This window comes from Herbiconiux ginsengi (genome assembly GCF_900107435.1).
Taxonomy (GTDB): Bacteria; Actinomycetota; Actinomycetes; order Actinomycetales; family Microbacteriaceae; genus Herbiconiux; species Herbiconiux ginsengi.
The window spans coordinates 49,262-75,161 of record NZ_FNPZ01000001.1; the positions used below are offsets into that span (position 1 = coordinate 49,262).

General features: G+C 68.7%; 29 protein-coding genes and 1 tRNA gene. 12 read left to right on the forward strand and 18 right to left on the reverse strand.

All coding sequences use genetic code 11. The features are described from left to right. Window positions 1-132 precede the first annotated feature (132 nt). The gene (locus BLW00_RS00190) at window positions 133-717 is read left to right on the forward strand and encodes a TetR/AcrR family transcriptional regulator (protein ID WP_092547580.1); all 585 of its coding nucleotides are present in this window, start codon (window positions 133-135) and stop codon (window positions 715-717) included. A gap of 165 nt (window positions 718-882) precedes the next feature. Here BLW00_RS00190 and BLW00_RS00195 read toward each other — a convergent pair whose 3' ends face one another. Further along, window positions 883-2,169 (reverse strand): GNAT family N-acetyltransferase, encoded by a 1,287-nt coding sequence (locus BLW00_RS00195; RefSeq protein WP_092547585.1) that lies wholly within the window; start codon window positions 2,167-2,169, stop codon window positions 883-885. A 43-nt stretch (window positions 2,170-2,212) separates the two neighbouring features. On the opposite strand from BLW00_RS00195, the gene BLW00_RS00200 reads away from it, so the two are divergent. Continuing rightward, entirely contained in the window at window positions 2,213-2,635 is a 423-nt protein-coding gene (locus BLW00_RS00200) for a nitroreductase family deazaflavin-dependent oxidoreductase (protein WP_092551705.1), read from the forward strand. Between the two features lie 98 nt (window positions 2,636-2,733). Here the strand turns inward: BLW00_RS00200 and BLW00_RS00205 are convergent, their stop codons facing one another. Next, window positions 2,734-3,018: a GNAT family N-acetyltransferase gene (locus BLW00_RS00205; protein ID WP_092547596.1), complete on the reverse strand. Its 285-nt coding sequence runs from the start codon at window positions 3,016-3,018 to the stop codon at window positions 2,734-2,736. Window positions 3,019-3,067: 49 nt separating this feature from the next. Next, on the reverse strand, window positions 3,068-5,407 hold the full coding sequence (locus BLW00_RS00210; RefSeq protein ID WP_217634257.1) for a transketolase-like TK C-terminal-containing protein: 2,340 nt from the start codon (window positions 5,405-5,407) through the stop codon (window positions 3,068-3,070). Between the two features lie 97 nt (window positions 5,408-5,504). On the opposite strand from BLW00_RS00210, the gene BLW00_RS00215 reads away from it, so the two are divergent. Then, window positions 5,505-6,011: an Lrp/AsnC family transcriptional regulator gene (locus tag BLW00_RS00215; protein WP_092547602.1), complete on the forward strand. Its 507-nt coding sequence runs from the start codon at window positions 5,505-5,507 to the stop codon at window positions 6,009-6,011. Window positions 6,012-6,036: 25 nt separating this feature from the next. On the opposite strand, the gene BLW00_RS00220 is transcribed toward BLW00_RS00215, so the two are convergent. The 4 genes from BLW00_RS00220 to BLW00_RS00235 all read right to left on the reverse strand — a co-directional run bounded on the left by BLW00_RS00220 (window position 6,037) and on the right by BLW00_RS00235 (window position 8,961). Then, window positions 6,037-6,108, reverse strand: a tRNA-Arg gene (locus BLW00_RS00220). Window positions 6,109-6,141: 33 nt separating this feature from the next. Beyond that, window positions 6,142-6,639, reverse strand: coding sequence for an HNH endonuclease (locus BLW00_RS00225; protein WP_092547605.1), 498 nt, complete (start codon window positions 6,637-6,639; stop codon window positions 6,142-6,144). Between the two features lie 331 nt (window positions 6,640-6,970). Next, window positions 6,971-7,894: a C40 family peptidase gene (locus BLW00_RS00230; protein WP_092547608.1), complete on the reverse strand. Its 924-nt coding sequence runs from the start codon at window positions 7,892-7,894 to the stop codon at window positions 6,971-6,973. A 374-nt stretch (window positions 7,895-8,268) separates the two neighbouring features. Continuing rightward, the gene (locus tag BLW00_RS00235; RefSeq protein WP_092547617.1) at window positions 8,269-8,961 is read right to left on the reverse strand and encodes a metal-dependent transcriptional regulator; all 693 of its coding nucleotides are present in this window, start codon (window positions 8,959-8,961) and stop codon (window positions 8,269-8,271) included. A 91-nt stretch (window positions 8,962-9,052) separates the two neighbouring features. Between BLW00_RS00235 and serC the strand changes: the two genes are divergently transcribed. Then, window positions 9,053-10,171, forward strand: a complete 1,119-nt coding sequence (gene serC, locus BLW00_RS00240) for a phosphoserine transaminase (protein WP_092547619.1) — start codon at window positions 9,053-9,055, stop codon at window positions 10,169-10,171. A gap of 84 nt (window positions 10,172-10,255) precedes the next feature. Here serC and BLW00_RS00245 read toward each other — a convergent pair whose 3' ends face one another. Continuing rightward, window positions 10,256-10,951, reverse strand: a complete 696-nt coding sequence (locus tag BLW00_RS00245) for a DUF3027 domain-containing protein (protein WP_245741169.1) — start codon at window positions 10,949-10,951, stop codon at window positions 10,256-10,258. Next, window positions 10,951-11,331: a cold-shock protein gene (locus tag BLW00_RS00250; protein ID WP_092547621.1), complete on the reverse strand. Its 381-nt coding sequence runs from the start codon at window positions 11,329-11,331 to the stop codon at window positions 10,951-10,953. Before BLW00_RS00250 ends, BLW00_RS00245 begins: the two co-directional genes overlap by 1 nt. Before the next feature lie 79 nt (window positions 11,332-11,410). Between BLW00_RS00250 and BLW00_RS00255 the strand changes: the two genes are divergently transcribed. From BLW00_RS00255 to BLW00_RS00275, 5 genes are all read left to right on the forward strand, one after another. Then, window positions 11,411-11,674: a hypothetical protein gene (locus tag BLW00_RS00255; protein ID WP_092547623.1), complete on the forward strand. Its 264-nt coding sequence runs from the start codon at window positions 11,411-11,413 to the stop codon at window positions 11,672-11,674. Further along, complete coding sequence (locus BLW00_RS00260) at window positions 11,671-13,731, forward strand: helicase-associated domain-containing protein (protein WP_092547625.1); 2,061 nt, start codon at window positions 11,671-11,673, stop codon at window positions 13,729-13,731. Before BLW00_RS00255 ends, BLW00_RS00260 begins: the two co-directional genes overlap by 4 nt. Before the next feature lie 35 nt (window positions 13,732-13,766). After that, a complete protein-coding gene (locus BLW00_RS00265; RefSeq protein ID WP_092547628.1) occupies window positions 13,767-15,407 on the forward strand; it encodes a DNA repair helicase XPB in 1,641 nt (546 codons plus the stop codon). A gap of 98 nt (window positions 15,408-15,505) precedes the next feature. Beyond that, on the forward strand, window positions 15,506-16,195 hold the full coding sequence (locus tag BLW00_RS00270; RefSeq protein WP_022897448.1) for a response regulator transcription factor: 690 nt from the start codon (window positions 15,506-15,508) through the stop codon (window positions 16,193-16,195). A 12-nt stretch (window positions 16,196-16,207) separates the two neighbouring features. Then, window positions 16,208-17,956, forward strand: a complete 1,749-nt coding sequence (locus BLW00_RS00275; protein ID WP_092547631.1) for a sensor histidine kinase — start codon at window positions 16,208-16,210, stop codon at window positions 17,954-17,956. 168 nt (window positions 17,957-18,124) lie between these two features. Here the strand turns inward: BLW00_RS00275 and BLW00_RS23220 are convergent, their stop codons facing one another. Then, window positions 18,125-18,280 (reverse strand): hypothetical protein, encoded by a 156-nt coding sequence (locus BLW00_RS23220; protein WP_175494064.1) that lies wholly within the window; start codon window positions 18,278-18,280, stop codon window positions 18,125-18,127. Window positions 18,281-18,312: 32 nt separating this feature from the next. Between BLW00_RS23220 and BLW00_RS23900 the strand changes: the two genes are divergently transcribed. Further along, window positions 18,313-18,636 carry a DUF6194 family protein gene (locus BLW00_RS23900; protein WP_245741385.1) on the forward strand — a complete coding sequence of 108 codons (324 nt, stop codon included), beginning with the start codon at window positions 18,313-18,315 and terminating at the stop codon, window positions 18,634-18,636. Window position 18,637: 1 nt separating this feature from the next. Here BLW00_RS23900 and groL read toward each other — a convergent pair whose 3' ends face one another. From groL to BLW00_RS00305, 6 genes are all read right to left on the reverse strand, one after another. Then, window positions 18,638-20,257, reverse strand: coding sequence for a chaperonin GroEL (gene groL, locus BLW00_RS00280; protein WP_092547635.1), 1,620 nt, complete (start codon window positions 20,255-20,257; stop codon window positions 18,638-18,640). A gap of 111 nt (window positions 20,258-20,368) precedes the next feature. After that, window positions 20,369-21,433 carry a DUF3048 domain-containing protein gene (locus tag BLW00_RS00285; RefSeq protein WP_175494065.1) on the reverse strand — a complete coding sequence of 355 codons (1,065 nt, stop codon included), beginning with the start codon at window positions 21,431-21,433 and terminating at the stop codon, window positions 20,369-20,371. Between the two features lie 72 nt (window positions 21,434-21,505). After that, on the reverse strand, window positions 21,506-21,709 hold the full coding sequence (locus BLW00_RS00290) for a cold-shock protein (protein ID WP_092547639.1): 204 nt from the start codon (window positions 21,707-21,709) through the stop codon (window positions 21,506-21,508). 186 nt (window positions 21,710-21,895) lie between these two features. Further along, window positions 21,896-22,504: a LytR C-terminal domain-containing protein gene (locus BLW00_RS00295; RefSeq protein ID WP_092547641.1), complete on the reverse strand. Its 609-nt coding sequence runs from the start codon at window positions 22,502-22,504 to the stop codon at window positions 21,896-21,898. Between the two features lie 15 nt (window positions 22,505-22,519). Further along, a complete protein-coding gene (locus BLW00_RS00300) occupies window positions 22,520-22,810 on the reverse strand; it encodes a DUF3263 domain-containing protein (protein WP_092547643.1) in 291 nt (96 codons plus the stop codon). A 104-nt stretch (window positions 22,811-22,914) separates the two neighbouring features. Then, window positions 22,915-23,388: a GNAT family N-acetyltransferase gene (locus tag BLW00_RS00305; RefSeq protein WP_092547646.1), complete on the reverse strand. Its 474-nt coding sequence runs from the start codon at window positions 23,386-23,388 to the stop codon at window positions 22,915-22,917. A 59-nt stretch (window positions 23,389-23,447) separates the two neighbouring features. On the opposite strand from BLW00_RS00305, the gene msrB reads away from it, so the two are divergent. Beyond that, complete coding sequence (msrB, locus tag BLW00_RS00310; protein ID WP_092547649.1) at window positions 23,448-23,849, forward strand: peptide-methionine (R)-S-oxide reductase MsrB; 402 nt, start codon at window positions 23,448-23,450, stop codon at window positions 23,847-23,849. Window positions 23,850-23,872: 23 nt separating this feature from the next. Next, window positions 23,873-24,403: a nitroreductase family protein gene (locus tag BLW00_RS00315; protein WP_092551711.1), complete on the forward strand. Its 531-nt coding sequence runs from the start codon at window positions 23,873-23,875 to the stop codon at window positions 24,401-24,403. A gap of 92 nt (window positions 24,404-24,495) precedes the next feature. On the opposite strand, the gene BLW00_RS00320 is transcribed toward BLW00_RS00315, so the two are convergent. Both BLW00_RS00320 and BLW00_RS00325 read right to left on the reverse strand, forming a co-directional pair. After that, window positions 24,496-25,275 carry an SDR family oxidoreductase gene (locus BLW00_RS00320; RefSeq protein ID WP_322788320.1) on the reverse strand — a complete coding sequence of 260 codons (780 nt, stop codon included), beginning with the start codon at window positions 25,273-25,275 and terminating at the stop codon, window positions 24,496-24,498. An 8-nt stretch (window positions 25,276-25,283) separates the two neighbouring features. Continuing rightward, window positions 25,284-25,799 carry a hypothetical protein gene (locus tag BLW00_RS00325; protein WP_175494066.1) on the reverse strand — a complete coding sequence of 172 codons (516 nt, stop codon included), beginning with the start codon at window positions 25,797-25,799 and terminating at the stop codon, window positions 25,284-25,286. Window positions 25,800-25,900: the final 101 nt, after the last annotated feature.

Sequence of the window (25,900 nt, forward strand, 5' to 3'; positions counted from 1 at the left end):
CGAGTACCTCTCCGGGTCGGCGTCCGACTCACTCCTCACCGTACGCGTGCCGAGCCTAGGGAGCGGAGGTGACTCGCAGGTGAACAGACGGTGACGCGACTGGGAGAACGAATGTTCTGGTATTCTCGGAGCATGTCCACCGCCGCAACCGCCACCGCCGCAACACCGCCGAAGGTGTCCGAGGCGCGCGAGCGTCTGGTGCGGGTGGCCTCGGAGCTGTTCTACCGCGAGGGCATCCACAGCGTCGGCATGGATCGCATCCTGGCCGAGGCCAGCGTCACCCGCGCCACCATGTACCGCCACTTCTCGGGCAAGGAGGCCCTGGTGGCCGCCTACCTCGAGCGCGAGGACGCGGTGATCCGCGGCTACTTCAGCACCGACGGCGACCCGGCACCGGCCGAGCTGGTGCGGCTCGTCATCGACGGGATCGCCGACGACATCGGCCGCTACCACACCCGCGGCTGTCCGTTCATCAATGCGGCGGCGGAATACCCCGACGCGACGAGCGAGGTGCGCCGCATCATCGAGCGGCACCGCGAGTGGTTCCGTTCGACGCTCCGCGACGCGCTCGTGGATGCGGGCGTCGCGGACGCCGAAACCGTGGCGGGTTCGCTCGTGATGCTGCGCGACGCCGCCCTGGTCGGCGCCTACCTCGACGGTGTCGAGGTGGCGCGCCCGGTCTTCGTGGCCACGGCGCACGCCCTCGCCGGCCTCTAGCCCCTCCCCCTTCCGCTCCCCCTCCCCCCTTCCGCTCCCCCTCCCGTCTCCCGACCGCGCAGGCTCGTTCGGGAGGACTGAGGTCGTTCGGGAGGACTGAGGGTCCTCCCGAACGTAAAACCGCCGCGGATGTCCTCCCCGGCGACGGACGCACCCCGGGCCGGGTCAGAAGTGGGTGATGCCGTAGGGCTGCTCGACCGGCGCGAGCAGGCGGGCGAGGGACGCCGCCGCGCCCGGCACCTGCTCGGCGAGCTGACCGGCCGCCGCCAGCACCCGCGGGTCGACGCCGCCGAGGTACACCGAGCCCAGCGCCGAGGCGTCGAGTTCGAGGTCGGGAGCCGCCGCGTCATCGCGGGCGACGCTCGCCCGCCCGCCCTCCACGCGCATCCGGTACCGCCCCGTCGCGTGCCCGAGGGGGTCGGACACCCCGAACACGATCGACCCCTCGTTCACGTAGCCGCGTGCTTCGAACGCCGCCACGACGTCGAGGATGCGCATCCAGAGCCAGTCGTTCACACTCTTCACCGAGACCAGCCGCCAGTCGGCGAGCGCCCAGCGCAGCGGGTCGTCGGCCGGCGCGGCACCGTAGGTCACCGTGGTCACCAGATCGAGCGACGCGAGGAACTGCCAGAGCCCGAGGTAGGCGTCGGCGTTCTGCGCCACGAGGTCGACGACCTCGACGATCTGCGGATCGGACTCCCACCCCGAGAACCGGTAGGTCACGTAGCCGTCGATCACGCCCGACTCGTCGTAGTGGAGGGCCCCGCGAACCGACCGGTCTTCTTCACCCTTCTCGCCGTCGAGTCCCGACACACGCCCCCAGTACTTCGTGTGGCGATCGACCGATCCGACCCGCCCCTCGTGGAACCCGGCGAAGACGCCCGGGCCGAGCGTCGCGATCTCGCGGGCGTCGATCAGTTCGCATCGCCCCCGCGGCGTCGCGAGCAGGCGGAACCGCTGGTCGGTCGCCACCGAGATCGAGTGCACCGTCGTGGCGACACCGAAGCCGAACCGCCGGTAGATCGTGGCCTCCGACACCGTGAGCGCGGCGATGGCATAGCCGTCGGCGACGGCCCGATCGAGATCGGCCTCCATCATGTGGCGGAGTATGCCGTTGCGGCGATGCGTCGGCCGCACGGTGACCGCCGAGATGAGGTGCGCCGGGAGCGGGGCTTCGCCGCCCACGTTGATGGTGCGCTCGAACGTGGCGAACGTCGCCACCGGCACCTCGCCACCGAGCGACGCGTGCGGCCGCGTGCGGGCGTATGCCCCCGTGAGCATCTGCCCGTCGTTCACCATGTCGGCGGATGCCCGTGCGAGCGCCTTGTCGTCGAGGCGCGGCTCGTGGAAGCCCTGCGTCTCGGCCTGGAGCCACGCCCGGGTGGCTTCGCCGCCCTCGCCCTCGGAAGCGGCGGCGAACGTACGGAAGTCGTATTCGGTGATGGAACCCATGGTGCAACGCTACGCGATGCCACCGACGCGCTAACGTGTGGCTGTGAGCGACTTCAACCAAGGCATCATCGACGAATTCCGCGCCAACGGCGGTCGGGTCGAGTCAGGCGGGTTCGGAACAGGGCTCGTGCTGCTGCATCACATCGGCGCCAAGTCAGGCGTCGAGCGGGTGAGCCCGGTGCTCGGCATCCCCCAGGGCGACGGCAGCATCCTCATCGCCGCGTCGAAGGCCGGGGCACCAGACGACCCGGCCTGGCTCGGCAACCTGCGCGCGCATCCGGATGTCTCCATCGAGACCGGCGACGGATCGCGCGTCGAGACCGCCCCCGTGCACGCCGAGGTGCTGAGCCCCGATGAGCGCGATGCGGGCTGGCAGCAGTTCCTCGACCGCTCGCCCGGCTTCGCACAGTACGAGGCGAGAGCCGGCGGCCGCATCATCGCGGTGGTTCGCCTCAGCCCCCGCTAGCGTCGGCCGAAAGCCCCGTTAACGAATGGTGGAGAGGGCCGAAGCCCTCCCCACGCAGGAGTCTAGCAAGTCCGCCGGGTGAACGGCGAATGACGTCGTCACCGGCTGAGCAGACCCGCGCGCTCCGGATGCCGGTCGAACCACTGCCCGACGTACCAGCACATCGGCACCACCCGATACGGCGTCGTGGCCTCGACGTCGTCGACGGCGTAGCTCACGATCTCGCCGGCCAAGCCCTGTCCGCGCTTCTTCGGATCGGTGAAGGTGTGGGTGAACGAGATGGTGTTGTCGTTCACGACGTAGTCGACGGCGCTCGCCATGGCCCCGTCGACCCGGAGGGTGTAGCGGTGCTGGTCGGCGTCATGACTGAATTCGCGTGCCATGCTTCCACCCTACGTCCGCTTCGAGGCGCGATGGTCGGAACGGGACGGCTCAGCGCACGACGTCGAGTGCCGCGCTCACGATCGACTCCACGTCGATGCCGTGGTGACGGTAGACCTCCTCGAGCCCACCCACCTGCCCGAAGTGGCTCACTCCGAGATGCCGGGCCGGCACCCGGTTGATGCCGGCCAGGAAGGCGAGGGTGTGCGGATGCCCGTCGAGCACGGTGACCATGGGGCGGGCGCGGGCCGCCGGGAAGAGCTGGCCGAGGATCCAGTCGGGCGCATCCGCCAGTCCGTCACGTGCCTGAACGGCGTCGAAGAGGAGTCCGGGGCTCGTGACGCAGACCACGTCGACGGGCACGCCGAGTGCCTCCAGCCGCTCGGCGGCCACGAGGGCGTCGGGCACCAACGCGCCCATGGCGACGAGAGTGACAGCAGCTCCGACACCCGGATCAGCTCCGGGGCCTGCTTCCCGCAGCACGTAGCCGCCCGCCACCACCTGCCGCCGGCGCCGCTCCCGCGCCGCAGGGTCGGTCGGCACCGCGCACAAGCGCTGATCCACGGGCTTCGTCGAGAGCCGCAGATACGCCGAGGTGCCGTTCGGCCGCCCGAGCCGGGCGAGGGATGCCAACAGCGTCCACTCCACGTCGATCGCGAAAGCGGGCTCGTAGCTCACGACTCCCGGCTGCTCCAGACCGATCGAGGGTGTGGTGATCGACTGGTGCGCACCACCCTCGTAGGAGAGGGTCACGCCCGACGGCGTGCCGACGAGGATCGACTGGCCGCCCGCGTAGATGCCGTACGACCACGGTTCGAGCGCCCGCCCGACGAAGGGATCATAGAGCACGCCGATCGGGAACAACGGTTCGCCCCAGCGGCTCCACGTGGCGCCGAGCTCGCCGATCAGGCTCACCAGGTTGACTTCGGCGATGCCGAGTTCGATGTGCTGTCCGGTGGGCTGCTCGCGCCAGTGCACGGTGGTCTCGGCGTCGTCGCTGAACCAGTCGGGCCGGTCTTCGATCGACCACACCCCCACCTTGTTGAGCCAGCCGGCGAGGTTGGTGCTCGAGCTCACGTCGGGGCTCACGCTCACGACGCGTCGCGCCGCTTCGGGAGCCGCACGCGTGAGGTCGAGCAGCGCCCGGCCGAGCGCGGCCTGGGTCGTGGCGGTGCCCGCGGGCGTGCGCCCGAAGTCGGCAGGCACGGCCGGAGGCTCGGCGAGCGCGACAGGTTCGCGGTGCAGCCGCCGTGCCGTGTCGGCGCACACCAGGCCCGCCGCGCTCGAGGGGTCGAAGCGCGACCAGGGCGCATCCGCGTCTTCCCGCAGCTTCACCGCCAGCTCGCCGTACTGCACATCGGTGAGCAGGGAGGAGTGGTTCTGCGGATGTCCCTCGAGCGGCAATCCGTACCCCTTGATGGTGTAGGCGAGGATGGCGGTGGGCCGGTCGTCGTCGATCTGCGCGTAGGCCTCGCGAAGCGCGTCGAGGTCGTGGCCGCCGAGATTGCGAATGGCGGCGAGCAGCAGTTCGTCGTCGATGCCGCCGATGAGCTCCGCGATCGACGCCGAACGCTCCCCCGAACCCGGCAGCCGGTCGCGCAGTTCGGCGGCGGAACAGCGCAGCAGTCGCTGGAACTCCGGGTTCGGCATCTCCAGGATGCGGCGCCGCAGCGCCTGCCCGCCCGGCCGCGCGAGTACGTTCTCGAGCAGCCGCCCGAAGCGCACCGTGATCACCTGCCAACCGGCCGCCTGGAACAGGCGCTCGAGCTTGCCGGCCGCGATGTTGGGCACCACACGGTCGAGCGACTGCCGGTTGAGGTCGACGATCCAGACGACCTCGCCCAGTCCGGCGACACCCTGGTCGAGCACCGCCTCCCACACCGCTCCTTCGTCGAGCTCCGCGTCGCCCACCAAGGAGTACTGCCGCCCGCGACCCGCGGCGTCGCTGAGGCTCCCGACATAGCGGCGCGAGACGGCGCCCCAGATCGGGGCCGTCGCACCGATGCCGACCGAGCCGGTGGAGTAGTCGACCGGATCGGGGTCTTTCGTGCGGCTCGGGTAGCTCTGCAGCCCGCCGAACTCGCGCAACGTGGTGAGGTGATGCTCGTCGAGCTCACCGAGCAGGTAGTTGATGGCGTGCAGCACGGGCGAGGCGTGTGGCTTCACCGACACGCGGTCTTCGGGCCGGAGTTGGCCGAACCAGAGCGAGGTCATGATCGACACCATCGACGCGCTGGAAGCCTGATGCCCGCCGACCTTGATGCCCGACGGATTCGGCCGCACCCGGTTGGCGTGATGGATCATCGAGGTGGCCAGCCACAGCACGCGGCGTTCGATGCTCTCGAGGGCGGCCAGGGTGGGGGCGGTGTTCTCCCGCGCGGATGTGCTCATGGTGACCCCCATGGCACCACCACGGCGCAGAAGGCACAATAGAAGGGAGGAAATTGACGCAGATTGCGCAATTCGAGAGCGATCGGAAGGCATCCGGATGGCCACGCTGAACACGAACGAGGTCGCCGCCGGCCGCACCCCCGGTCGCACCGCCGATGCGATCGATGCCGCCATCCTGCGCCGCCTCAGCGACGATCCGGATGTCACGACTCTCGCCCTGGCCGAGAGCACCGGTCTGGCCCGCAACACGGTGCGCGCACGGCTCGCCCGCTATCGGGCCGGCGGCGCCCTGAAGTCGTTCGAACGCCGGATCGATCCGGCGTTCCTGGGCTATCCCCTGCACGCCCATGTCATCACGAAAGTGACCCAACGCAAACTCACCTCGGTCGCCGAAGCCCTGGCCGGCATCCCCGAGGTGCTGGAGGTCAGCGGCCTGTCCGGAGTCGCCGACCTCCTCGTGCACGTGGTGTCGCGCGACGCCGAAGATCTCTACCGGGTGACCGGCCGCATCCTCGCCATCGATGGCGTGAAGCGCACGAACACGGGCCTGGTGATGCAAGAGCTGGTGGGCTACCGCGTCACCCAGCTGCTCGACGAGCACTGATCAGCGGCGGCCTGAGCACCGACGGTGCCCCTGGAGGGACTCGAACCCCCAACCTGCTCCTTAGGACGGAGTCGCTCTTCCATTGAGCTACAGAGGCTGACCCGTCGAGTTTAGCGGGTGCGCATCGAACTCACGCCGCCGCCTCGAGGAAGGTCTCCCACTGCGGCTCTGCCCGCTCGGCACCCTTGATCGACCAGCCGGCCTGGTGCGGCATCCGGGGCGAGAAGCGCAACGACCAGCCCATCTCGGCCGGGGTGCGGTCGCCCTTCACGTTGTTGCAGCGCAGACAGCAGGCCACCAGGTTCTCCCAGGTGTCCTTGCCCCCTCGGGAGCGCGGCTGCACGTGATCGATCGTCGTGGCAGACGATCCGCAGTAGCCGCAGCGCTGATTGTCTCGGCGCAGCACTCCGCGACGGGACACCGGCATCATCCGGTTCATGGGCACCCGCACGTAGCGGGTGAGCAGGATGACCGCGGGCCGCTCGTAGGCACCGGACGTGCCGAAGACCGGATGCTCGTCGTCGCTCGCGAGCACGCGCGCCTTCTCGTTCAAGACGAGAACGAGCGCCCGCTTGAACGAGACGACTCCCAGCGGTTCATATCCTGCGTTGAGTACCAGTGTTCGCATGCTCTCCCTTTCGAAGAGACCTGGACGGCTTCCAGGTGTTCGATGATTCACATGTCGACGACGGGATCGGGAGACGAATGGGCAACAAAAAAGGCGCCGTCACAATGACAGCGCCTTACTCACAGAGTCAAGTATCTGGCTCTGACTCAGTCCACTCGTGTGCCTGCGCACGAGCAGCAGGAGGCGATCCGTGGTGCGGATGCTCCTACCCTGTGTCATCAGGCTCTCCAGATCTCGAGGACGATCAGAGCAACAGGTTACGACACAATCGGCGTGCCACATATTCGTGGCACGCCGATTCATGTCTCGGTAACGAAGTGTTTACACGCCGCTAGGCGACGATCCGAACGAAGTAATAGCTTCCCCAGACGGGCCGGTGCTCGACGTAACGGCCCCAGTCGGGCGAGTCGATCATCGTTCCGTCGCCGGCGTAGATGCCGATGTGACCGATCGGATACACCATGAGGTCTCCGGCCTGCGCGTCTTCGGGAGCGATCGGGATGCCCATGGCGGCCTGGTTGCTCACCGTGCGTGGCAGGTAGATGCCGAACGCGCCGAAGACGTACTGGGTGAGTCCGTCGCAGCCGAAGCTCGTGTCGGGGCTCGCACCGCTGCCGTAGGGCACGACGCCCACGAACTGCTCGGCGAAGGCCACGATCGCGGCGCCGCTGTAGGAGCCCGAGGGCGGGTTGACCGTGAACGCGCCGGAGCCGCTCGCCGTGGCGCCCTTGGCTGCGGCGGCGTCAGCGGCACGGTTCGCGGCCTCGGTCGCGGCCACCGCGGCTGCAGCGGCCTCGCGGGAGGCGGCGAGCTCTTCGGTGGTGGGGGCCTTGTAGTTGTCGCGGCTGATCGCGAGGGCGGCGGAGGCGTCGGGCACCTCGAGCGTCTGTGCACCGCTCAGCGAGGCATCCGTGGCCACGCCGCTGTCGAAGTTGCCGCCACCGCCGAAGGCGTAGGCCGGGAGGGCCATGGTGGCGACGAGGGCGGCGGCGAAGGTCATCACGACCACGCTGACGGCGCCCTTCTTCGTCGGCTTCTTGACGCGGGGCATCCGGATGCTCGGACCGCGCTTGACCGGAACGGTCGATGCCTTGTCCACAGCTGCCGGAGCCGTCGGGAGCGCGAGCTCGAGGGCCTTCACGGCCTCCGGGGCGCGGGCGATGTCGCCGGCCGCGGGCGCCGTGGAAGCGGCCGACGAGGGCGGCGCGACCTTCGCGAGCACGAGATCGGTGCCGGGCGAGGCCTCCGGCGTCACCGACGCGGCGGTCTCGCGAGCACGTGCCTCAGCTTCACGCCACTCGCGCCGCGAGAGCGGCTGGGAGGGAGTGGCTGCTGAAGGTGTCTCGGGTCTATTCGGGTTTTCGGGGTTTCGCTCGGAATCGGGCGACTCACCATATGGGGCCAAAATATAATCCTCCGGCACCTCTCGCAGCTAGGGCACTGCTCCCGTCCACACCGAATTGCGTGCGTAGTCAATGACCAAGAGACGGGAATCGAGGTGTCTTGGCCCGCGTCCCTGACCGTCAGGTGGTGCTGGGACTCGTTAGAGAATACGGGAGGGTTCGGGGTTTGTCACTTCGCAACCCGCCTTTTTTAACAATTCCGTAACGCTGCATCCGCTCGAGAGATTTAGATACCAACGAATATATGGCTCGCGACCTCGTTGGGCAGTTCGAGGCCTTCGCCGTAACCTTCAACCTCGACTAGAACGTAGGAACCGACCGACGTGAAGGCCGCCGTGGCCCCCGGGACGATGCCCGACTGCTTCAGCTGCAGCAGGAGTTCGGGATCGACCTGCGCCGGTTCGCCGAGACGACGGATGGTCTTCGTCTGCGGGCCGACGGCCCCGTGCACCAGCGTCACGATGTTCACCACGCCCTTGGTGAAGGGGATGGCCGCGGCCTCGCCGAAGGCGTCGAGGCCCGGGATCGGGTTGCCGTAGGGCGACTCGGTCGGGTGGTCGAGCATGTCGAGAATGCGCCGCTCCACCTGCTCGCTCATCACATGCTCCCAGCGGCATGCCTCTTCGTGCACGAGCTCCCACTCGAGTCCGATGACGTCGCTCAGGAGGCGCTCGGCGAGACGGTGTTTGCGCATCACGGAGATGGCCTTGCGGCGCCCGACCTCGGTGAGTTCGAGGTGGCGGTCGAGCGAGACCACGACGAGGCCGTCGCGCTCCATCCGGCCGACGGTCTGCGACACGGTGGGGCCCGAGTGGCCGAGACGCTCCGAGATGCGGGCACGAAGAGGATTGATGTTCTCCTCCTCGAGCTCGAGGATCGTGCGGAGATACATCTCGGTGGTGTCGATGAGATCTGCCAATGAATGCTCCTAGGCCTTGTGAGGCGTACCTAACCCAGCCTACTGTTTCGGCGTGCAACCCGGGCCCTTGCGCGTCGATACTATTGACCCCATGGCCGAGATCCAGATTCCCACCGATCGCCTGCCCACCGACGGCCGTTTCGGCTGCGGGCCTTCCAAGGTCAGGGCCGCACAGCTCGAAGACCTGGTGACGCGGGGCGCCTCCCTGCTCGGCACCAGCCATCGTCAGGCGCCCGTGAAGAACCTCGTGGGCTCCGTGCGTTCCGGGCTCTCGACCCTGTTCTCCCTGCCCGAAGGCTACGAAGTGGTGCTCGGCAACGGCGGGTCGACCGCGTTCTGGGACGCCGCGGCCTTCGGTCTCATCGAGAAGCGCGCCGAGAACCTCTCGTTCGGCGAGTTCGGCTCGAAGTTCGCGGCTGCCGCTGCGGCTCCGTGGCTCGAAGCACCGCACGTCGTGAAGTCGGAGGCCGGCAGCCGCGGCTCGATCGAGGTGGTCGAGGGCGTGGATGTCTACGCCTGGCCGCACAACGAGACGAGCACGGGGGTCATGGCTCCGGTGACGCGCGTGCACGGCGACGCCGGCGCCCTCACCGTGATCGATGCCACGAGCGCGGCCGGCGGAGTCTCCTTCGACGCCTCCGAGACCGACGTCTACTACTTCGCCCCGCAGAAGAACTTCGCCAGCGACGGCGGACTCTGGTTCGCCCTGTTCTCGCCCGCCGCGCTCGAGCGCGTGGAGCGGGTCGCCGCATCCGGTCGTTACATCCCGGAGTTCCTGAGCCTCAAGAACGCGGTCGACAACTCGCGGCTCAACCAGACGCTGAACACCCCGGCCATCGCCACACTGGTGCTGCTGGAGAACCAGATCGACTGGATCAACGGCAACGGCGGACTCGAGTGGGCCTCCGCGCGCACCGCGGAGTCGTCGTCGGCGCTCTACGACTGGGCGTCGGGCGTCTCGTACGCGACGCCGTTCGTGGCCGACCCGGCGCACCGCTCGCAGGTGGTCGTCACCATCGACTTCGACGACGCGGTCGACGCGGCGGCCGTGGCCAAGGCGCTTCGATCGAACGGGATCGTCGACACGGAGCCCTACCGCAAGCTCGGCCGCAACCAGTTGCGCGTGGCGACCTTCGTGTCGATCGAGCCCGACGACGTGCGCGCGCTCATCTCCTCGATCGAATACGTGGTGGAGCGCCTGGCTTCGTAGCCCGCTCGCGTTCAGAAACGCAAACGTCGCTCGAACCCAGCCCGTAGGGGCGCCGGTTCGAGCGACGTTTGCGTTTCTGAACGGTCAGCGACCCGACCAGGGGCCTTCCGCGTGTGGGTCCTCGTCGTAGTCGTCATCCGACTCGTCCTCATCCGAATCGTCAGCAGCTGCGCCCGATTCCCCGGCCTCGGCCGCCGCCTCGAGCTCGTCGTCGTCGGTGACGTGGTCGTCGATGTCGATGCCGTTGTCGAGGTCGAGCCCGTCGTCGAGATCGTGGTCGTCATCGTCCTCGTCGGAGTCTTCGTCGTCGAGGGCATCCTCATCCGACTCCTCGTCCTCGTCGTCGGCCGTAGTCGCCTCGGCGAGCTCCTGAGCGAGCGTGTACTCGGCCAGACGCTCCGACCACGGCACCCAGTCGGGGGCGATGAGGGCACTCTCGCCGGGCAGCATCTCGATCTCGAGCACCGTGGGCACGGAGGACTCGTCAATGCGCGACAGCGTCACCGTCCAGTGCCAGCCCGGGTAGCCCGGCAGCTTCGACTCGAAGTGCAGGCTGAGCACGTGATCCTCGTCGGCGATCGATCCGACCACCTCGCCGATCGTGGCCGCCGGCGTGATCTCGAGCAGCGCCGTGCGAGCCAGGTCGACGGATGCGAGCAGCACCTCGTCGACGACCGGCGCCGGCTTCTCCTCGACCGCGTCAGCGGGCTCGCCGATCTGGCCGTCGTTCAGCTCGTCGTGCTCGACCTGCTCTTCGTCGACGGAGTCGTCGGTCGCCACTAGGCGTCCAGCTCGTCTGCGACCTTGCGGAGCAGAGCGGCGATCTTGCGGCTGTGGGCGTTGTCGGGGTAGCGCCCGCGCTTGAGGTTTCCGCCGATGGAGTCGAGCACCTTCACCAGGTCTTCGATGATCACCGCCATGTCATCGGCCGGCTTGCGCGCCAGCTTCTGCAGACTCGGGGGCGCCTCGAGCACCCGCACCGAGAGCGCCTGGGCTCCGCGCTTGCCGTCGGCGATGCCGAACTCGAGCTTCGAGCCCGCCTTCACCGTGACACCGGCGGGCAGGGCTGACGCGTGCAAGAACACTTCCTGGCCGTCATCGGAACTGATGAAGCCGAAGCCCTTCTCGTCGTCGTAGAACTTGACCTTGCCGGTAGGCATCGTGAATCTCCTCGTGTAATCGGCCCGAATACCTCTCGTGGCCACTGACCAGCCTACCGGTGCACGTATCCTTAGTGACGTGAGTGAAGAAGAGAAGACGCCGACGAGCCGCGCAGAGCGGTCGCTGGCCTTCATGGTCGCGGCGACCATCGGCCTGTCGGTGCTCGCGTTCCTGGCCGTCATCATCGGCACACTGCTCGGGGTGCGCGACTTCGGTTCGGGCGTCTGGCCCACCATCATCTTCCTGCCGCTGATCGGTCTGCCGATCGGACTCGTGCTCATGATCATCCTGCTCGTGCTCAGCACGCGTCGACGGCTGCGCGACGCTCGCGGGAGTCGATGAGCGATTCGCTCCCCCTCGCCCGGCGGCTCAGCGCCCTCGATGACGACGCGCTAACCGCTCTCCTGGTGATCCGGCACGTCCCGTCACGCGACGTGCGCGACTTCTTCGACCTCGCCGACGCCCTGCTCGACCCGGCATCCGTGCGCCTGGCCCTGCGCCCGCTCGACCGGGCGACGATCGCCGCACTGGCCGACGACGCCTCCTCCGGAGCGACGGATGCACCGGAGAAGACCGCCCAGACCCTGATCGAGCTCGGTCTGGCCGAATCGGCACCGGATGCGCCGCACCGGTTCCGCGCATTCGCAGCAGTGGCCGAGGTGGCCGCCGCGGTGTTGGCCGAAGCGCCTTCGGAGACCGCAGACGCTCCTTCGACGGCTCGGGAAGCCGCAGCCGGCGGCCTCCCGGATGCGCCGGGCGAGCCGACCGCACAGGCTCCCGTGGCCGCCGCCCCGTCGGTCGACGCCCTGGCGAGCGAACGAGCCTTCATCGCCCTCTCGGCCATCTCCGAGCTCGGCCAGCAGCTCCGCGCCGCGCCGATGCGCCTGCTCGCCCGCGGCGGGCTCTCGTCCGGTGAGGAGAAGCGCCTGGGCGCCCTGCTCGCCGTCGAACCCGCCACGATCGGCGCCCTGGTCGAGGTGGCCACGGCTGCCTGCCTGGTGACGGTCGACACCGACACCCTGCTCTCCACGACGCGGGCCGACGAGTGGAGCCTGCTGCCGAGCGCCGAGCGCTGGCTCGCGCTGGCCACGGCCTGGATCGACAGCCTCGACGAGCCGGTGCGCCGCGCACTCCACACCACGACGCCCACCGACGCACAGCAGGCCGCGTCCGCCACCCCACCCTCGCCGCGCACTCCGACGGAAGGCGAGGCGGCGGGCGAGTGGATCAGCGGCGCGGCTCTCCACTCCACCTACGCGGCGCTGTTCCCCGCGGCCGACGAGGCCATGCGCGCCGCACTCGCGCAGGTGGACGCCATCGCCGAACTCCTCGGCCTCACGGTCGACGGACGCAGCACCCTCTTCGGTCACGCGGCCCTCGCTGCGAGCGCGAGCACTCCCGCGGCCGCCGCGAAGTGGACCACGCCCGACTCCGCCGCGGCGACCACCGCGGGCGCAGCCGACGCCAGCGCGAGCACAGACGCGGCCGACCTCGAGGCCCTCACCGAGGCGCTGCCCCCCGAGGTGACCCAGGTCTACCTGCAGCACGACCTCTCGGTCATCGCGCCGGGCCCGCTGGTTCCTCCCGTCGACGCGCGCATCCGTCTGCTCGCCGATCTCGAGAACCGCGGGGTCGCATCCACCTACCGCATCTCACAGCCGACCATCGATCGGGCGCTCGCTTCGGGAGAGACCGAAGAGTCGCTGCGTGAGTTCCTCGCGGCCACCTCGCTCACCGGCCTCCCCCAGGCGCTCGACTACCTGCTCGCCGAGGGCGGGCGGCGGCACGGTCTCGTGCGCGTGCGCCGACTCGGCGAGGCCCCGCGCGCCGACGGCGGTGCGCCCACCTCCTCTCCCTATGGTTCCCGCACCCTCATCCGCACCGCCGACCGGGCGCTCCTCGGCGCGATCGCCGTCGACCAGTCGCTCGCTCCGCTGGGCTTGCGCCGCGACGACGACGGATCGCTCTCCAGCCGCGTCGACGCCACGGCCGCCTACTGGTTGCTGGTCGACGCACGTTACCCGGTGCTCGCCGAAGACGCCGAGGGTCGCGAACTCGTGATGCGCCGTGCCCGCGTCGCCACGACGCCGTCCGCTCCGGCCACGAGCGGGCCCCGCTCCCCCGCGGCCGTCGCCGAGTTCGTGCAGCGCCTGCGCGAGTCCTCCGCCCGTTCGGCTCCCGCCGACGAGAGCGCCTGGGTGGCCCGCCAGCTCGACAAGGCCGTGCGCTCCCGCACGCCGGTGACCATCGAGGTGCGGATGCCCGACGGCAGCAGCGTGCGCCTCGACGTCACTCCGCTCAGCCTCTCGAACGGCCGCCTGCGCTGCGTCGACGTGCGGGCCGGCATCGAGCGTACGGTGCCCGTGGCGAACATCCAGCTCATCACCTCGCCCGAGTGACCGGCCCGCAGCAAGCCGCCGTAAGCTTGTCTGTTATGCCCGACGGCCCTCTCATCGTCCAAAGCGACCGCACCGTGCTGCTCGAGGTCGCGCATCCGGATGCCGAATCCGCACGACACGAGCTCGCGGTCTTCGCCGAACTCGAACGCGCCCCCGAGCACGTGCACACCTACCGCATCACCCGGCTCGGGCTCTGGAACGCCCGCGCGGCCGGTCACTCGGCCGAGGAGATCCTGGCCACGCTCGACCGCTTCTCGAAGTTCGCGGTGCCGCAGACGGTGACGATCGAGATCGTCGAGACCATCGGCCGCTACGGCAAACTCGTGATCGAGCGCCAGAGCGAAGGGCCGCTCGTCCTGCGCTCCACCGACCCCGCAGTGCTCGCCGAGATCACCCGCGGCAAGAAGGTGGCGCCGCTGCTCACCCAGAAGCTCGACGACGGCACCTGGAGCATCGAGCCCTGGGCCCGCGGGCAGCTGAAGCAGGAGCTCATCAAGCTCGGCTGGCCGGCCGACGACCTGGCCGGCTTCACGCCCGGCACTCCCCACGAGATCGATCTCGACCTCACCGAGTGGCACCTGCGCGACTACCAGCAGAAGGCCATCGACAACTTCTCCGCCCATGGATCGGGTGTCGTGGTGCTGCCCTGCGGCGCCGGCAAGACGCTCGTGGGTGCGGGCGCGATGGCCACCGTCAAGACGAACACGCTCATCCTCGTCACCAACACCGTGTCGGCCCGGCAGTGGCGGGCCGAGCTCCTGAAGCGCACGACGTTGACCGAAGACGAGATCGGCGAGTACTCCGGCCTCGTGAAGGAGATCAAGCCGGTCACCATCGCGACCTATCAGATCCTCACCTCCAAGCGCAGCGGCAAGTACGCGCACCTCGAACTCCTCGACGCCCTCGACTGGGGCCTGGTGGTCTACGACGAGGTGCACCTGCTGCCCGCCCCGGTGTTCAAGCTCACCGCCGACCTGCAGGCCCGCCGACGCCTCGGCCTCACCGCGACGCTCGTGCGCGAGGACGGCCGCGAATCCGACGTGTTCAGCCTGATCGGACCCAAGCGCTTCGACGCCCCGTGGAAGGAGATCGAGGCGCAGGGCTACATCGCACCCGCGAACTGCTACGAGGTGCGCGTCGACCTTCCCTTCCACGAGCGGATGACCTACGCGGCCGCGGCCGACGACGAGCGTTACCGGCTCGCCGCCACCGCCCCGGCGAAGCTGGAGGCGACGCGGCAGCTGATCGAGCATCACCGCGGCGAGCGCATCCTCGTGATCGGGCAGTACCTCGATCAGCTCGACGAGCTCTCGCGCGAACTCGGCGCCCCGGAGATCACGGGCGCGACCCCGGTACCCGAGCGGGAGCGGCTGTTCCAGGCCTTCCGCGAGGGCGAGGAGAAGATCCTCGTGGTGTCGAAGGTGGCGAACTTCTCGATCGATCTGCCCGAGGCGAGCGTGGCCATCCAGGTCTCCGGATCGTTCGGCTCCCGTCAGGAGGAAGCGCAGCGCCTCGGCCGCCTGTTGCGGCCCAAGGAGTCGGGACTGCCCGCGAGCTTCTACACCCTGGTCGCCCGCGACACCGTCGACCAGGAGTTCGCGCAGAACCGCCAGCGCTTCCTGGCCGAGCAGGGCTACGCCTACAGCATCGTGGATGCCGATTCGCTCGCGGCCTGAGACCGGCATCCCCGACCGGTGAATGCGCAAGGGAACCTGCCGGAAATCATCCCAGATGTTCTCAGACTTCCCTCAGCGAACCCGCAGATAATGGACGCATGACCGGCCCCCGCATCTTGATCGTCGACGACGAACCCAACATCCGCGACCTCCTCACCACGAGCCTGCGCTTCGCCGGCTTCGCGGTGCGTGCTGTCTCGAACGGCGCCCAGACCATCTCCGCCGTGCTGGAGGAGGAGCCCGACCTCATCATCCTCGACGTGATGCTGCCCGACATGAACGGCTTCGGCGTCACCAAGCGGCTGCGGGCGGCGGGCTACACCGCCCCCATCCTCTTCCTCACGGCCAAAGACGACACCGAAGACAAGATCACGGGTCTCACGGTCGGCGGCGACGACTACGTCACGAAGCCCTTCAGCCTCGACGAGATCGTGGCGCGCATCAAGGCCATCCTGCGCCGCACCATGCAGGCCGACGAGGATGCGATCATCCGAGCCGGCGAACTCACCATGGATCAGGACACGCACGAGGTCTTCGTGGGCGACGCCGCGATCGAGCTCTCCCCCACCGAGTTCAAGCTGCTGCGCTACCTGATGCTGAACCCCAACCGCGTGCTGTCGAAGGCCCAGATCCTCGACCACGTCTGGGAATACGACTTCAACGGCGACGCCGGCATCGTGGAGAGCTACATCTCCTACCTGCGCCGCAAGCTCGACGCCCACACCGAGGAGTCGCTCATCCAGACCAAGCGCGGCTTCGGGTACATGCTGAAGGTGAGCAAGGCGTAGCCTTTCCGGAGCATGCTCAACGCCATCCTGAAGCAGTGGAACTCGATCTCACTGCGCTCCAAGATCACCGGGGTGACGGTGTTGATGCTCACCTTCGGTCTCGTCGTGTCGGGCGTCGGAACGATGATCGTGCTCCGCACCTATCTCTTGCAACAGGTCGACAGCCAGCTCGATTCGGCGAGTAAAGACCCGTCGCCCTTCCTCGGGCCGGATGCCACGACCGAGCAGTTCCGCATCGAAGACATCACCTCGGCACCCACCGACTACTTCGTGGGCCTGCTCGACGCCTCGGGCAACCTGATCGTGTCGAACTGGGGCGACCGCGACGAGAACACCATGCCGAACTCGCAAGTGTCGCTCGACACCTCGAACCTGCTGGGCGGCAAGGTGTTCAGCGTCGACTCGATCGACCAGCGCACCGAATGGCACGCGATCGCCACCACGGTGTACCTCTTCGGCGGCGACGGATCGCTCGGCACCGTGGTGATCGCGAAATCGCTGGCCGAGACCGAGAAGACCACGGCGACCTACCTCTCGATCTTCCTCGCCTTCGGCGTGGGTGTCGTCATCCTGGGCGCGATGCTGACGCGCCTGCTCGTCACGTCGACCTTCGGCCCCCTCCGCGAGGTGGAACGCACGGCCGCGGCCATCGCCGACGGCGGCGACTACAGCCGCCGCATGTCGGATGCCACCCCCAACACCGAGGTCGGGCGGCTCAACCGCTCGCTCAACACGATGCTCTCGCGCATCGACTCGGCCTTCGCCGACCGAGCGAAGACGATCGACCAGATGCGCCGCTTCGTGGGCGACGCTTCCCATGAGCTGCGCACGCCGCTGGTCTCGGTGCGCGGCTATGCCGAGCTCTACCGCATGGGCGCGCTGCAGACCCCCGAAGACGTGGCCCAGGCGATGGATCGCATCGAGAAGGAGGCGATCCGGATGGGCACGCTCGTCGAAGACCTCCTCGAGCTGGCCCGTCTCGACGAGACCCGCCCGCTGCAACTCGCCCCGGTCGACCTCGTGCCGCTCACCCTCGACGCGGCGATGGATGCACGCGCCGCGAGCCCGGGCCGAATCGTGTCGGCCATCCTCCCGCAGGGGCAGACGCCGGTGTCGTTCGCCCCCGGCATCGAGGGACTTCCCCAGGATCCGGATGCGCCGGGTGCGCCCCGTACCCCCTCCACCGCCACACGCCCCATCGCCTTCGCGAACGCCACCCTCGCCCGTCTCCGTCGCCGGCCGAGGTCCGGGGCCGGGTCGGCCGCGGCATCGGGAAATCTCACCGGGCCCGTTCCCGAGCTGGCGGCAGGCCCGCCCGCGGAGAGCGCACCCCTCGTCGCGATCCCCGAGATGCAGCCCGTGGTGCTCGCCGAGGAGAACAAGATCCGGCAGGTGCTGACCAACCTCATCGGCAATGCGTTGCGCTTCACCGATGCCGACAGCCCCATCGAGCTGTCGTTGCAGGTCGACGAGGGCCGCCGTGTGGCCACGATCGACGTGATCGACCACGGCGAGGGCATCCCGCCGCAGATCCGCGAGAAGATCTTCCAGCGCTTCTACCGCGCCGACTCCTCGCGCACCCGGGAGACCGGCGGATCGGGCCTCGGGCTCGCCATCGTCTCGTCGATCGTCGCGGCGCACCACGGCACCGTCGAGGCGCTCGAGACGCCGGGTGGTGGCGCGACCTTCCGCGTCACCCTCCCCCTCATGCCCGTCGGTGCGGCCCCCACGCCTCCGCCCACGAAGCCCATCCCGGCCTGAGCCTGCCCTCATCCGCAGGCTTTTGCGCTCATCGGCCCCACGGAAGCGCCACAACGTGCGGATCAATGGACGTCGGATGCGGTCACGTCGTCACGGGCAGACTGCGGATGACGGCGGCCACATCGGCACCGGCCTCGAGGAGTGCAACCGACCGTGCGGCGAGGGCGGTCACCTGCTCATCGAGGGCATCTGCGGTCTCGGCGCGAACAGGGGACGCATCGACACGTGCACCCCGAGAACGGCCGCCAGCTCGGTGATGGACATGGCCGGACCAGCGGACTCCGCGTCACCGCCGATCACGCCGAGCCGTTCCACATCGCGCACCCGCTGAACTCACGGGGGAAGAGCCCAGCCACCTGGCCCTCCCGCGCGACTTCGCGGCGACGGACGTGTTCTTCCCCCACCCGGTCCACGGCCCCCTCACCTGGGTCTCGGTGGTGAACCCCGCCACCACGATGACCCGCGTACTCGACCTGCTGAGAGCAGCGCACAGCGCAGCTCGCGCCCGCACGAACCGCCACCACCCTGATCGCATCGCAACGGGCCCCACCCGACGACCCAGGGTGAGCGCGAGGCCGCGGAGCGACCTCACTCGAACATGTCGCTTCGCGCCGCAGAAGCGGCGGCGCGAACAGCAAAACGCCCCCCGCCGAAGGCGGAGGGCGCTTTGTTGCAGCTAGCTCAGAAGTCCATGCCACCCGTGGGGTCGCCGACCGGAGCCGCGTTCTTCTCGGGCTTGTCGGCCACGACGACCTCGGTCGTCAGGAACAGACCGGCGATCGACGCCGCGTTCTGCAGGGCCGAGCGCGTGACCTTGGCCGGGTCGATGATGCCGGCGGCCAGGAGGTCGACGTACTCACCGGTTGCGGCGTTGAGGCCCCAGCCGTAGTCGAGGTCGCGCACCTTGGCGGCGACGACACCCGGCTCGAGCCCTGCGTTGAAGGCGATCTGCTTCAGGGGAGCCTCGATGGCCACCTTGACGATGTTCGCACCGGTCGCCTCGTCGCCCGTGAGCTCGAGGTTCGCGAAAGCGGTCTTGCCGGCCTGGATGAGGGCCACGCCACCACCGGCGACGATGCCCTCTTCGACGGCTGCCTTGGCGTTGCGCACGGCGTCTTCGATGCGGTGCTTGCGCTCCTTCAGCTCGACCTCGGTCGCTGCACCGGCCTTGATGACCGCGACACCACCGGCGAGCTTCGCGAGGCGCTCCTGGAGCTTCTCGCGGTCGTAGTCGCTGTCGGTGTTCTCGATCTCGGCACGGATCTGAGCGACGCGTCCGGCGATGGCCTCACCGTCGCCGGCGCCCTCGACGATCGTGGTCTCATCCTTCGTGATGACGACCTTGCGGGCCTGACCGAGCAGGTCGAGGGTGACGTTCTCGAGCTTGAGACCGACCTCCTCGGAGATGACCTGGCCGCCGGTGAGGATCGCGATGTCCTGCAGCTGAGCCTTGCGACGGTCGCCGAAGCCGGGAGCCTTGACCGCGACCGACTTGAAGATGCCGCGGATCTTGTTCACGACGAGCGTGGCCAGGGCCTCGCCATCGACGTCTTCCGCGATGATGAGGAGCTGCTTGCCGGTCTGGATGACCTTGTCGACGATCGGCAGCAGGTCCTTGATGTTCGAGACCTTGCTGTTCACGATCAGGATGTAGGGGTCTTCGAAGACCGCTTCCTGACGCTCCGGGTCGGTGACGAAGTAGGCCGACAGGTAACCCTTGTCGAAGCGCATGCCCTCGGTCAGCTCGAGCTCGGTGCCGAAGGTGTTCGACTCCTCGACGGTGACGACGCCTTCCTTGCCCACCTTGTCGATGGCCTCGGCGATGATGGCGCCGATCTCGGGGTCGGCGGCCGAGATGGAAGCGGTCGCAGCGATCTCTTCCTTGGTCTCGATCTCCTTGGCGTTCTTGATCAGCTCGGCCGAGACAGCCGCGACGGCCTTCTCGATGCCCTTCTTGAGGCTGATCGGGTCGGCGCCGGCGGCCACGTTGCGGAGGCCTTCCTTGACCAGGGCCTGAGCGAGAACGGTGGCGGTGGTGGTTCCGTCGCCCGCGACGTCGTCGGTCTTCTTGGCGACCTCTTTGACGAGTTCCGCGCCGATCTTCTCGTACGGGTCGTCGAGCTCGATCTCCTTGGCGATGGACACGCCGTCGTTGGTGATCGTGGGGGCGCCCCACTTCTTCTCGAGCACGACGTTGCGGCCGCGCGGGCCGAGCGTCACCTTGACGGCGTCGGCGAGGATGTTGAGGCCGCGCTCGAGGCCGCGACGGGCCTCTTCATCGAAAGCAATGATCTTTGCCATGTGTGTTTCTCGTCCTCCCTGGACGTATTCAAAGATTCAGGTGTGTTAGCACTCAGAGTTCACGAGTGCTAAAGCAATACTGGCACTCGATGGGTGGGAGTGCAAGTGAGCTCACACTGCGGGAGGCACGACCGTGACGCTGCCCTGGTCGAGCGGAACCAGTTCCACCCAGGTGTTGCCGGGGGCCAGCCGCACGGTGGCACCGAGGTCGTCGAGGAGCCGGATCGGGGAGGTCGGGGCATCCTTCGCCCAGCTCGCGTGCACCGTCTTTCCGCCGGTCGACACCCACGCCTCACCCGAGGCGACCATCACAGCCCGCGGCACCTCGGCGTCGTAGTCGTAGACCTCGTCGACCCGGAGGGTCACCACGTTGGTGGCCGAGAGCTGCGTTCCGGAGTCGTCGAGATCGGGCGATCCCTCCTGCAGGCGCAGGAATTTCGCGGAGGGCGCATCCCACGTCCAGCTGGGGAAACGGGCATCCGAGAAGACCAGGTCGAGGGAGCCCGTGGGCGTTCCGTCGAGCGCAGCGGTCGAGGTGGCCACGTCGAAGGAGTAGGCGAACTGCTGCCCGGGCGCCGCGAGATCGGAGTGCTCCTCCACCAGGTCGGCCGCCTTCACCACCACGTCATGCGGGCTGTCGCGGCCGTCCATCCGGTAGAACGTCGATTCCGTGTCGCTCTGCCCGTGGATGGCGCTGTAGACGGGAGCCGCACGCATCATGTCGACGAACTGCTCCTGACCGCCCGAGAACGCGACGATGCCGCCGAACGACGACAGGATGTCGGGATCCATCGGCCGGATCGACCGCACCGGGCCGATCAGATCGGGCACGTCGGACTGCCAGATCGCGACGTACCGCGTGATCCCGCCTTCGACCAGCTCCTCGAACACGATGTCGGTGCGGTCGAGCCCGATCTGCGGACGGGCGTCTTCGTGGTTGTCGATCTTCGCCGCCAGCGAGGGATTCCTCAGGGAATCCGCCGCCACGAGCGTTCCACGCAACGGCGCCGGCGCCGTGGGCGCGGGCGTCCGGTAGTCGGAGGAGTACGCGGCCGTCGGCGTCACGGAGGGCGCGGGCAGCACCGGCTGTGCGGTGCAGGCCGCGAGCGCCGACACCGTGACCGCCAGGGCGGCAGCGGATGCGTTGCGCACGGCACTCCGACGTCGGCTGGTCACGCCCACAGACTAATGCCGCGGGTCTTCACCACGAACACACTCCGTCGTGCGCCGCGGAACCCCGGAGGGAAATCAGGCAAGCCGGACGGACTCGGCCTGCGGCCCCTTGGATCCGGTGCCGACTTCGAAGACGACCTGCTGACCTTCTTCGAGGACCTTGTAGCCCGCCATGTCGATGGCGGAGTAGTGGACGAACACGTCCTGTCCTCCGTCGTCGACCGTGATGAAGCCGTAGCCCTTTTCAGCGTTGAACCACTTAACGGTTCCATTCGCCATGGTTACTCCCAAGTGCTGTGTTTCTGCAGAAGTGACACAGTTGCCACCACCGATTCCAAATCCTAATCGGGCAGATTCGTCGCACAATGGCTCGAACGGCGAAAACGTCAGATCGTGACCGCAACTCAACACGACTGAAACACGCGCGTAATATTGCGCGCCGAAAACGGCTCTCGCCGCCGGTGGCTACAGCGCACCGGTCTCGTCGGCCGGCGGATCGGCGGGCACCTCACCGGTTCCGGCGTCCAGGCCGGGGCCGGCGTAGTCGGTGCCGAGCACCACCGTGAGCGCGGCTCCCTGGAAGGTGGAGGACTGCTCGGTGGCGGCATTGCCGAGCAACTGCGCGAGGCCCAGGGCCGCCCCCTCGTTCGCCGGGTCTTCGTAGTAGACGGTGGTGGTGGCGAAGTCGGTCGAGCTCGCGTTGGCCATGGTGCCGACGTTCCAGCCGCCGGCGATGGCGGCCTGCCCCACGCGGCCGGCGAGCCCCACGTTGTCGGTTCCGTTCAGCACGGTCACCGCGAGGGTGCCGTCGGTCACCGGCGTGATCGTCGGAGTCGGAGTGGGGGTGTCGGATGGCGCTGCTGTGCTGGTGCCGCCGAACGCATCCGTGAACTGGATGTTGTTGTTGATCACGGCGAGGTAGGTGACGCCGCCGCCCACTAGGAGAGCGGTGGCGAGGGCGGCCCAGGCCACCACGATCCAGCCGCGGCCGCGTGGCCGGGGTCCGCGATGGGCGCCCACGCGTTCGCGGTGGGCGGGCAGGTGGTCGAAGCTGTCCTCGGGGAAACGGGCCATGGGGTGAGTGAGGTCCTAGTCGTCGCGCGACAGCAATCGAGCGGAACGCGCGGCCATTCGCGCATCCCGCACCCGCTGAAGCCTCTTGATGAGCATCGGATCGTGCGCGAGAGCGGCCGGGGAGTCGATCAGCGCACCGAGAAGTTGATAGTACCGGGCCGAGGAGAGACCGAACTCCTTGCGGATGGCCTGCTCCTTCGCGCCGGCGTGCTTCCACCACGCGCGCTCGAAGGCGAGGATGCGGGCGTCGCGGTCGTTGAGAGGAGCGGGCACACCCGGCTGCGGCAGTTCTTCGGCGGCGGCCATCCCGCTCCTTCCTTCTCGAATTCTGTCGTCATCATATTCGCGCGCGCCTCAACGCTCGCCGATAGCGGCGGCGGGCCGCGCGATCATCGGCTGCCCCGCAGCGCTCAGTCGGCGCTGTCGTCGTTTCCGGGCCGGAACATGGAGAGATGCGGGATGCCCGCCTCCACGAACTCGTCGCCGAAGGCCACGAAGCCGAACCGGGCGTAGAGCGGAGCGATGTAGCTCTGCGCATGGAGCAGCATCGATTCGTCGCCGAACTGGTCGAGCACCTGGGCGATCAGCACCTGCGCCAGACCCTGCCCCCGGAAATCCGGATGCACGACGACCCGTCCGATCAGCCGGCGCGCGTCTTCGTGCTCGGGCTCCGCATCCGTCAGCACCCGCAGGTAGGCGACCGTCTGCCCGCCCTCGGCGATCCAGTAGTGCAAGGTCTCGGGCTCGGCGTCGCGCCAGTCGAGCTCGGTCTCGTCGACCTTCTGCTCCACGAAGAAGACGTCGGTGCGGAGCTTCAAGAAGGCGTAGAGCTCGGCGGTCGTCAGCTCGGTCCAGCGCTTCTGAACGGGGGAATGGGCAGCCACCTGCCAGAGTTTACTGGGATGATTGACGATCGTCCGCCCGAATCATTTGCAGGAGCACCATGACCTACGAGGTACAGAAGTCCGACGACGCCTGGCGCGAAGAACTCTCCAGCGAAGAGTTCGCCGTGCTGCGCGAGGCCGCCACCGAACGCCCCTGGACGGGTGAGCTGCTCGACGAGAACCGCGAGGGCGTCTACAAGTGCAAGGCCTGCGGTCAGGAGCTGTTCCGCAGCACCACGAAGTTCGACTCGCACTGCGGCTGGCCGAGCTTCTACGACCCGACCGGTTCAGACGCGGTGGAACTGATCGAAGACCGTTCGCTCGGCATGGTGCGCACCGAGGTGCGCTGCTCGAACTGCGGGTCGCACCTCGGTCACCTCTTCGACGACGCACCGCAGACGCCCACGGGCGACCGCTACTGCATGAACTCGATCTCGCTCAGCTTCGAAGCGGCCGAGTAGGAGTGCCCGGCGTCAAGGAGGCGATGCTCGCCCGGCGTTCGTCGTCGAAGGTGACGGATGTCGCGCCCAGCCACGCCGAGATCGCCTCGTTCGTCGACGCGGCCGGCCAGCTCGCCGACCACAGCGGACTGCGACCGTGGCGCATCATCGAGATCCGCGGCGACGCTCGCGACGTCTTGGGCGGCGCGCTGGCCAAGGCTGACGGCGCAAAGGGGAAGGATGCCGAGAAGTTCCGTGGCAAGGCCCACCGCGCCCCGCTCGTGCTGGCCGTCGTTGCCTCGTTCAAGCCGAGCCACAAGGTGCCGCGCTGGGAGCAGGAGGCCGTGGCGTCCGGGGTGGCGCACGGACTCTCACTGCTGCTCGACGACGAGGGCTGGGGCGTGTTCTGGCGCACCGGCGAGCTGACCCGCACCGAGCCCGTGCGAGCGGCGCACCGGCTCGGCAAGCACGAGGAACTGCTCGGCTGGCTCTACGTCGGCGGCCTGCCCGACCGCGGCAAGAAGGAGCGGCCGAAGGGGCGCATCCGTCTCGCGGAGCACCTCTCCAGCCTCTGAGCGCCCACACGCTCTGTTTCGGGAGGAGCTGAAGCGAACCTCGCCCGCAATCGCGGGAGGTTCGGCTGTCCTCCTCCCGAAACGCGCCAAGGTCAGAGAGCGGCGAGCCACTCGGCGAATGTCTGGCGGCCCAGCCGGGCACCCCGAGCGGTGAGCAGGGTGCCGTCGCGCAAGGCCCGGCCCCACGCGCCGGGCAGCGGCACCTGCAGCACCGGGCGCTTCTGCCCGGTGGCTGCGAGGTAGCGCCGCACCATTTCGGCCATGTTCTCCTCACGCGGACCGCCGAGGTCGCGGTCGAGCCCGCGCGGATCGCCGAGCGCGATCTCCACGAGCGCCTCCGCCACCTCGACTGCCGCGACCGGCTGCGACCGCATGGTGGGCACGAGCTGCAGCGGCCCCATCCGCCCCTGCTCCGCGATCTGCACGGCGAATTCGTGGAACTGGGTGGCGCGCAGGATGCTCCACCCGACGGGCTCGGCCATGACCAGGTCTTCCTGCACCTTCTTGCCCGCATAGTAAGCCGACGGCGCCGCGGCCGCCCCCACGATCGACAGCGCCACGTGGTGCGGAACCCCGGCCGCACGCTCGGCGGCCAGAAGGTTGCGAGTGACGGCGCCGAAGAACGCGGTCGACGTCGCCGCCGAGGTCGTGGCGATGGAGGAGACGTCGATCACTGCCGCACACCCGGCGAGCACGACGGTCAGCCCTCGCGGCGCACCCGACGCCGCGGCCCCCTCCGTCACCCCGGCGGTCGCTGCATCCTGGGCACTCAGATCGTGGCCCGTGGAGCGGGTCAGCACCACGGCAGCGTGCCCCGCCGCGCCGAGCAGCTCCACGACGTGCCGCCCCACCGCGCCGGTGCCGCCGGCCACCGCGACCCTCATCGTTCGGCCCCCACACCCGTGGGGCGCGCTTCGTCGGCGCCGTCATCCGCGTTCACGACCGCATCCGCAGCGCCGGCCGCGCCACCTCCCCCCGCGCCGACCGGCGTCACCACCACGGGCCGGGCGGGCAGCGCCAGCAGCACACCGAGCGCGAGACTGATGCCGAGACTCACCACGTTGCCCACGACGTCGATCGCCGAGCCTTCGAGGTGCAGCAGGTGGTAGTCGAAGTGGATCGCGCCGAATACGGCCCAGCCGAGCCCGACGACCCGCCCCGGCGCCGCCGTGCGCGTGAAAACGGCGGCCACGCTCGCGGCGGTCAGCCCGAGGTAGAGCCCGCCGACGTCGCGGATGAGGTGCTCGTTGAAGGGCCCGTCGGCCGAGATCCAGGTGAGGCCGAGCCCCGGGAAGGCGTCGTAGAACGACTCGGGCAAGAAGGCGGCCCAGAGGCCGACGTAAGCACCGAGGATCGCCGTGGCGGCGAGCAGGATGCGTCGAGGTGTGCTGTTCATACCCGTCAAGACGAGACGCGGGCCCGGAATGTGAACCGCACCTCACATCCGGCCGCCCGACCTCGTCTGAACAGGTGACGGAGCGCCGCCGACGCGGGATG

Excerpts from the sequence above, each read along its gene's own strand:
- BLW00_RS00190 (WP_092547580.1), top strand. The coding sequence starts at position 133 with ATGTCCACCGCCGCAACCGCCACCGCCGCAACACCGCCGAAGGTGTCC.
- BLW00_RS00195 (WP_092547585.1), bottom strand. The coding sequence starts at position 2,169 with ATGGGTTCCATCACCGAATACGACTTCCGTACGTTCGCCGCCGCTTCC.
- BLW00_RS00205 (WP_092547596.1), bottom strand. The coding sequence starts at position 3,018 with ATGGCACGCGAATTCAGTCATGACGCCGACCAGCACCGCTACACCCTC.
- BLW00_RS00210 (WP_217634257.1), bottom strand. The coding sequence starts at position 5,407 with ATGAGCACATCCGCGCGGGAGAACACCGCCCCCACCCTGGCCGCCCTC.
- BLW00_RS00215 (WP_092547602.1), top strand. The coding sequence starts at position 5,505 with ATGGCCACGCTGAACACGAACGAGGTCGCCGCCGGCCGCACCCCCGGT.
- BLW00_RS00225 (WP_092547605.1), bottom strand. The coding sequence starts at position 6,639 with ATGCGAACACTGGTACTCAACGCAGGATATGAACCGCTGGGAGTCGTC.
- serC (WP_092547619.1), top strand. The coding sequence starts at position 9,053 with ATGGCCGAGATCCAGATTCCCACCGATCGCCTGCCCACCGACGGCCGT.
- BLW00_RS00250 (WP_092547621.1), bottom strand. The coding sequence starts at position 11,331 with ATGCCTACCGGCAAGGTCAAGTTCTACGACGACGAGAAGGGCTTCGGC.
- BLW00_RS00260 (WP_092547625.1), top strand. The coding sequence starts at position 11,671 with ATGAGCGATTCGCTCCCCCTCGCCCGGCGGCTCAGCGCCCTCGATGAC.
- BLW00_RS00265 (WP_092547628.1), top strand. The coding sequence starts at position 13,767 with ATGCCCGACGGCCCTCTCATCGTCCAAAGCGACCGCACCGTGCTGCTC.
- BLW00_RS00270 (WP_022897448.1), top strand. The coding sequence starts at position 15,506 with ATGACCGGCCCCCGCATCTTGATCGTCGACGACGAACCCAACATCCGC.
- BLW00_RS00275 (WP_092547631.1), top strand. The coding sequence starts at position 16,208 with ATGCTCAACGCCATCCTGAAGCAGTGGAACTCGATCTCACTGCGCTCC.
- groL (WP_092547635.1), bottom strand. The coding sequence starts at position 20,257 with ATGGCAAAGATCATTGCTTTCGATGAAGAGGCCCGTCGCGGCCTCGAG.
- BLW00_RS00290 (WP_092547639.1), bottom strand. The coding sequence starts at position 21,709 with ATGGCGAATGGAACCGTTAAGTGGTTCAACGCTGAAAAGGGCTACGGC.
- BLW00_RS00295 (WP_092547641.1), bottom strand. The coding sequence starts at position 22,504 with ATGGCCCGTTTCCCCGAGGACAGCTTCGACCACCTGCCCGCCCACCGC.
- BLW00_RS00300 (WP_092547643.1), bottom strand. The coding sequence starts at position 22,810 with ATGGCCGCCGCCGAAGAACTGCCGCAGCCGGGTGTGCCCGCTCCTCTC.
- msrB (WP_092547649.1), top strand. The coding sequence starts at position 23,448 with ATGACCTACGAGGTACAGAAGTCCGACGACGCCTGGCGCGAAGAACTC.
- BLW00_RS00315 (WP_092551711.1), top strand. The coding sequence starts at position 23,873 with ATGCTCGCCCGGCGTTCGTCGTCGAAGGTGACGGATGTCGCGCCCAGC.
- BLW00_RS00325 (WP_175494066.1), bottom strand. The coding sequence starts at position 25,799 with ATGAACAGCACACCTCGACGCATCCTGCTCGCCGCCACGGCGATCCTC.